The organism is Neobacillus piezotolerans, from assembly GCF_003362805.1.
GTDB classification, from domain to species: Bacteria; Bacillota; Bacilli; order Bacillales; family Cytobacillaceae; genus Bacillus_D; species Bacillus_D piezotolerans.
The window spans coordinates 21,294-27,496 of record NZ_QNQT01000020.1 but is presented as its reverse complement, the minus strand read 5'-3'; the positions used below and the strand labels follow the sequence as shown (position 1 = coordinate 27,496).

The 6,203-nt window shown below is 42.4% G+C and carries 5 protein-coding genes; all 5 read right to left on the bottom strand.

Features of this window, described 5'->3' with window-relative positions:
- Nucleotides 1–30 precede the first annotated feature (30 nt).
- The 5 genes from DRW41_RS22120 to DRW41_RS22095 all read right to left on the bottom strand — a co-directional run bounded on the left by DRW41_RS22120 (nt 31) and on the right by DRW41_RS22095 (nt 6,077).
- On the bottom strand, nt 31–1,386 hold the full coding sequence (locus DRW41_RS22120) for a DEAD/DEAH box helicase (protein ID WP_245959531.1): 1,356 nt from the start codon (nt 1,384–1,386) through the stop codon (nt 31–33).
- A 12-nt stretch (nt 1,387–1,398) separates the two neighbouring features.
- On the bottom strand, nt 1,399–1,932 hold the full coding sequence (locus DRW41_RS22115; RefSeq protein ID WP_115454180.1) for an ERCC4 domain-containing protein: 534 nt from the start codon (nt 1,930–1,932) through the stop codon (nt 1,399–1,401).
- Nucleotides 1,933–2,004: 72 nt separating this feature from the next.
- Nucleotides 2,005–4,206, bottom strand: a complete 2,202-nt coding sequence (locus tag DRW41_RS22110) for a phage/plasmid primase, P4 family (RefSeq protein WP_245959530.1) — start codon at nt 4,204–4,206, stop codon at nt 2,005–2,007.
- Between the two features lie 293 nt (nt 4,207–4,499).
- Entirely contained in the window at nt 4,500–4,697 is a 198-nt protein-coding gene (locus DRW41_RS22105) for a hypothetical protein (protein WP_115454178.1), read from the bottom strand.
- Nucleotides 4,698–5,810: 1,113 nt separating this feature from the next.
- On the bottom strand, nt 5,811–6,077 hold the full coding sequence (locus DRW41_RS22095; RefSeq protein WP_115454176.1) for a hypothetical protein: 267 nt from the start codon (nt 6,075–6,077) through the stop codon (nt 5,811–5,813).
- Nucleotides 6,078–6,203: the final 126 nt, after the last annotated feature.

Sequence of the window (6,203 nt, the reverse complement as noted above, 5' to 3'; positions counted from 1 at the left end):
TTTTATTGCCCCGTTTCACTTCTCGTCACCTCAACCTGTTTTAATGCCTATCTTTCGGTATACAGCCCTCCTTTTCGTAAATTGGCTGTATAATATCCCGTTTTGGTCTATAAAATCGTAAACAATCGCGTTCTTCTTGCCTTCGCAAGGCCTCATTATCCGCCCTACTTCCTGTTGAACGCTTGCTTGGGATTTCTTGGGGTAGGTTAGGAACAGCCGGTTTAGATGAGGAATATCCAATCCCTCTCTGGCTAACTGGGTAGCAAGTAAAATATCAATCTGCTTGGCTTTTGCCTTTTCCATAAGCTCCTTTCTCTTGGCTTTTGGTAAATCCCCTGTAAGGATTTCAATGGTCATTCCCGGCAGTTGTTTAACCAGGAGGTTTTTTAGTGTGTTTAAGTGCTCAACACGATCAGAGAGAACAAGGCTGTAATTGCCGGCCGCTTCCCGTTTTATATGGTCCACAATCAGTTGGTTTCTCGCTTTATCTGAAATGAGCTTCTTTACTATCTGAGAATGCTCGTTTAACTGGCTGGTAAATGCCGTTTTTACCGATTTAAGCAATGGTATAATGGTTGGGACTTGGTTTTGCTCAATCTCGTGTATAATGCCTCCTGTACAGGCGTATACCATTTGTGTAAGACCGTCTCCACGTTCAGGGGTTGCTGAGACCGCGAATCTGTAGCAGCCCTTGAATTTAGAAATAACTTCGTAAAAGCTTTTTGCCGCAAGATGATGGGCTTCATCGATGAAAACCGCTCCAAATTTGTCGATATACTCCTCCAAATTGAGTTTGTTCAATGTCTGGATAGTAGCGACAGTCATCCGTTCCCCAACCGTTCTTTTGCCAGAACCGAGAACGCCTATTTCCTCTTTGGTCAAATCCGTTAAGTTCACTGCTGCCACAATAATCTGATCCATTAATTCCTTCTGATGCACGATAAACAGGGTAGGTTGCCTAATCCTCGCCATCATTTCAATCATCATTACTGTTTTTCCGGAACCGCACGGACTAACCAGGAATCCCTGTGTGTTCTCCAATATTCGGCTCACTGCGCTTTCTTGATAGTCTCTGAGCTTGATTTCAGACTTGAAGCTAACTTCTGGCAGCAATAAACGAAGATCCTGCATTTCGTAGCGGGTTTGTTTTTTGGTTAAATAACGAATGATTCCCTTTGCCATCCCCCTCGGAACTGTTAGAGTTTCGTTGGTTAGCTTATAAAGCTTGATGGTTTCAGGTATGTTCTTGGCCGAAAATCCGTATTTTACCGCCTTTTTATAGTCCGGATTGTCCAACAATAAGGCACCTGTCAATATGTTATAAAGCTCTTTAGGCATTCCATCCAGGCGCACTTGTATGTCATTTGATATTTGGAATTTAAACAACGCTTCACCACCCTACATTTCTTTTAAATAATTGCGAACGTGATAATACAGGTGATGGTAAATGTAGTTTCCGGCCGCTTTCTTAGGGATGAATACAGTTGTAAAACCGTACCGCGATTCAAAGGATTTCAGACTTCCGAGCAATGCTTTGGGCTCGTATTGACTTTGGTAATTGCCGCACACGATGTTTTCATATCCATTCGGATCCTCCACCATCAGCAAGAACTTCAGCTTGTTGGAACGAATCAACTCATTTTCAAATCGCGTCCGTTCTTTAATCGTTTGGGCCAGCTCGTCCACCGAGTTTTTACGCTCTATGGCGATTGGAAAGTGAATATCCCGGTGGATGCCAAGAACTTCATTTTTCGGGAGCATTACCGCATAATCCCCTGTATCCTGCTTGTTGCTTAGATATGGGATTTTCTTTGAATCGAAGTATTGGATAATGTGTTCATTCTTCTGCTCCCTCGTATCCACCAGGATAACGATGCTTTTTAGCAACTCCCCTATTTCCTTATCCGTGTACTTATAGAAAACAGGTACCATGCTGTTTCTCCCCCTTTGTGTAAAAGTGAAATTTAGTGAACGTTTTTCCGCTTTTTTTAACTGTTTCTCTTATTAAGCTGAATTTGTATTTTTCTTTTCATAAAAATTCACTTTTTCACCGGTAGAAGAAATATTAATACCAATACCAGTTAAATAAATGCCTCTGCCGTCCCGGCCCTTCTTAAAGCCTCGTTCTTCCAGCTTTCGATTGAACTTTTGCTTTGTTATTTCAAATTCGCCGTTATCTTGGCACCAGTAGCCATATTGCCGATAAAGCTCAGCTGCTAAGGTTTTAACGTTCGGGTGGAGGACACATACATCGGTTATAAAGTTGCCGAGTGTATCCATTTCATCCCGGTAGGAGTTGGTTGCTTCTTCTACCTCTTGAGGGACTCCAAGGCCTTCCTTCTGCCATTTCAGGCACCCTTCAACCATCCACTTGAGAATGCCGGGCATTTCATTCCGCAACTTCTCTGGCAAATCCTTATCCAGCTTTTCATTTGGGATAGTAACTGTGAAAGGAATTAGCCGAATCCTTCTCCAAATCCCTTCGTCATTCCCGCGAATAACTGGTTTATGGTTTGTGGTGAAGAAAATCTTGAATTGAGGCACGTATTCGAAATACTCCTGATGTAAGAAGCGCGCTTGCACCGGCTCACCGCCCGTTAACTGCTTAACCAGACTTTCAGCAAGCCTTGCCCCTTCCTCACTCTCGGTTGCCGCTACCATCCGGGCACCCTTCAAAGCAGCAATATCATTATTTACACGGTCTGATTTCTTTACCGTGAAAGTGTCTGCATTTGTCTGCTTCCCGTAGTCTCCAAGGATGTCTTTAATCACGTTCATATAAGTGCTTTTTCCGTTACGGCCTGTCCCATAAAGGAAGAACAGTACCTGTTCTCGGGTGGAACCAGTTAGCGAGTACCCTACAGCCTTCTGGAGGAAGTTGATCGTGTCGTGCTTAACCTTTCCGTTTTCATCCTGGAAAATATCGCTCAAGAATTTTAACCAGGTCGGGCATTCAGCCTTCGAATCGTAGGCTACTGATGATTTTTTGGTCATCATAAGGTTTCGGTCATGTGGCTTTAAAACGCCTGTTTTGAGGTCAATAACGCCGTTCTCGCAGTTAAATAACCAAATATCGTTATCCATCTCTTCCGGAAGTGTCGGAACCTCCGTTTTCGCAAGGGAAACCATAGATTCAATTCGGGCCCTCGATTCAGACCGCACCGCGTGCTCCGCCAGTGATTTACGAGTATCCGGATCCTCTGCTTTAGCAGCTTCATCATAAATGGCGCGAACTGTTTCTTTGGCCAACTGAAGAATCCTGCCCACTTTGTCCTCATTCCACCGCTTCCCGTCCCAGAGATACCACTTTCCGAAAGTGCTGTTGAAACGAATATCCGAGCCGTGCCTAAATACCAAGCGTTCGGCGTTCCCTAAGTCCGTTCTTTTAAAATTGCTTTGCTCGGCCGACATCTTCTTTTTCCTCTCCATTCCTAAAGCTATCGGGCTATTAATCTTGTTGAAGTGTTTACAGCCATTGCATCTGCCAAACTCCTGATTAATGGTCTGGCACGTTCTTGGCTTCATTTTTTCTCGAATTTCGGTATACTTTCGGTCTACTTCCGGTTCACTGTATCCGGAATGTCCTTTTGACCATTCGTGGACCAGCTCGTCCCCATCCTCACAGAATGCCGCTATAGAAAGTGCAGCCATCCATTCGGAATAATTAGCAGACTCTATATGGTTCAGGTAATCCTGGATAAAACGGCACTCTTTCGCAATGCGATCAGGGTGCTTGGCATCCGGAATTTCAGTGTCATAATGCTTTTTTTCAGCCTTAGTCACTGTTTCTTCTGGAAAAGTTGCCTCAATATCCTGAATAGCACTTAAAAGTTCGAGCAATGAATAACGCCTCTCAGGCTCGAATAAAGCCGTTTTAACGGGTTTTGGCTCTCCTTTAAGGTTGAAGGTCCCCGGCACGCGCAGAACCCTAGCCAGGTCGGCTGTATTATCTATATGTAGACCCTTCGCCTTCGCCAACCGGATAAATACCTTTTGGAACCGCCCGAGCATTCTTTCTGCACCCTGCATATCTTTTACGCTTCGAATTTCCGCCGGTTTATCGAACAACCAATAACAATGCAGACCGCCTCCGCTATGAATGACAATGGATGGATCCAAAGAGAAAGTATCCAGAATACTTTGGACATCATCCTCAGTAGGGAGATTGTTGGCAGCGTGTATCCCGCTCATTAAATCAATTTCCACCCAAACTCCAGGTAAGGAAAGAACATCTTCATTTTTGCCCCGCTTAAACTCACTTAAGGCTTCTTTCCGCACTCCTACCCCGAAGTAGACATTATGAGAATCCCTTAACCTAATAGCCTCTTGAATTAATTGATCTCGATTTTGTACGGAAAACCATCTAGTTTTCTTGTCCTCTAAAGTCCAAAGGCTGAGAAAACCCGTATTAGCATTCTTGTACAGAGCTTCAATGAATGCCTCTGCCTGTATTTGACCTTTAGTTTTGCTCACGTTACTCACTCTCCTACATGCACTGATCATCCTCTGTTTTGTCGTTCTTCTTGCAGAACTTTTAACGCTTGACGAAACCTTTCTTTTCCCGCATCGTCAAGTTCCTTCCGAAGCAGCCTGTACATTGTGTTTTCGTGAATGCCCAGCTTTTCAGCCACTTCCCACGAATAAACGTCAGATTTCTTAATCAAATCCCGGATATCTTGATTTGGCTTGGTATTCATTTTTAACTCCTCTCCTTCCTAAGCGTAGAGCAGCTCTTTGTACTTCTGCTTTTTCAAGTCATTAATGGCCTTATAAACCATCTCTCTCTGCGTTGGAGTCAATTTGGACCTCAACAACCTGTAAAAGGTGCTTTCGTGTAGACCCAGACACTCAGCAACCTCGTGATAAAATAACCTGGAACCTTTAATTTCATTTCGGATATCTTGATTTCTCATTGTCACCATCCCTTTTTTAGTTGGTGCTAGTAGTAGAACAACCGTCTACTAACTGGAGGCAAAAAAATAGACAACTTGTGGTTTTCGATCTGCCCTTTTTTACATAAAAACCACCCCTTAAAAGTTTTTTTGGCAACAAAAAAGCCCCCAATCAATGATTGGAAGCTTAAATTTCAATATTCTTTTGGACAGTACCATTTTATAACCGGCAGAAGTGGCAAAACGGACATAAAACGGACATTTTCTTCCGCTGCCACGTTACCCATTCCTCGGATGTTATCAGATTAACACTTTTTCAGAAGCCAAAAGCGACACAAAAGCGACATCCCTTAAGAACTTTGCCCCATATTAGCATATTAAGCCTTTTTAGCCCTTCAAAAGTCGCATCTTAGTCGCAGCTTCGGTACAATATCAGATTAACACATTTATAGGGTCTATTTTTATCATGTTTCTTTCATCTTTTTTTTGCCCAATACATTTATACTACAATTTTAAGCCATTTCATTAAGCCGAAAGTGCACTAAAAGTGCCAATCGTTTTAACCTGCACTCATTTTAGCAAAAACAAGGACGAGACTTCAAAAAGTGTCCAAAGTGTCGGATGTGGCATTTTTAGTTTTTTGTCCACAGGAGAGTTTAAAGCTTTGTACATATATATTATTCCGAAAATCTACTTAAAAGGTAACATAAAATTTGAAAAAATATCGAAATTTGTCGAAAGTGCCGAAAACAGCCGATTTTACCTCACAGCAGAATCCTTATTTTTTATTATAAATAGCAAAAGTCAATCTGTATGTGGCATCGAAGTGGCATAAATGCATTGGTTATTACGAAGGTAAATTGAAGAAATAAAAGAAAGCGTGAAACACCTTGTTTAAGGGACCACGCTTTCTTTATTTTATAAGGCATAATCTGCACGCTGAAGGTATATATATGCAGGCCGCATGCCTTTTCTATATTTTATTGTTAGGTGCTTGCGACCTTCTGGCAGGTCAACTATATAGTAAACATCAGCTTGTTTTGCATCCTTCCTCCAAGTAAAAGGATCACCCACGATTAAATTCTCATCGAAAAAAGAGGTGGACTCTCTAATATACCCCCCGGAGTTATCCGCTAATATAATATGAGGCTCCCCTAAATAAAAACGAATGCCAGCGTTGTGCATCTGCCTACCTCCATAAAAGATTAGTTACTTCCAGGCTACCGCCCATAATATAAGGTGACACACCAGTGAACACCTGTAGTTACTGCACTTTCTTAAACTTTATTACTTTAGATTCCTCCAACCAAT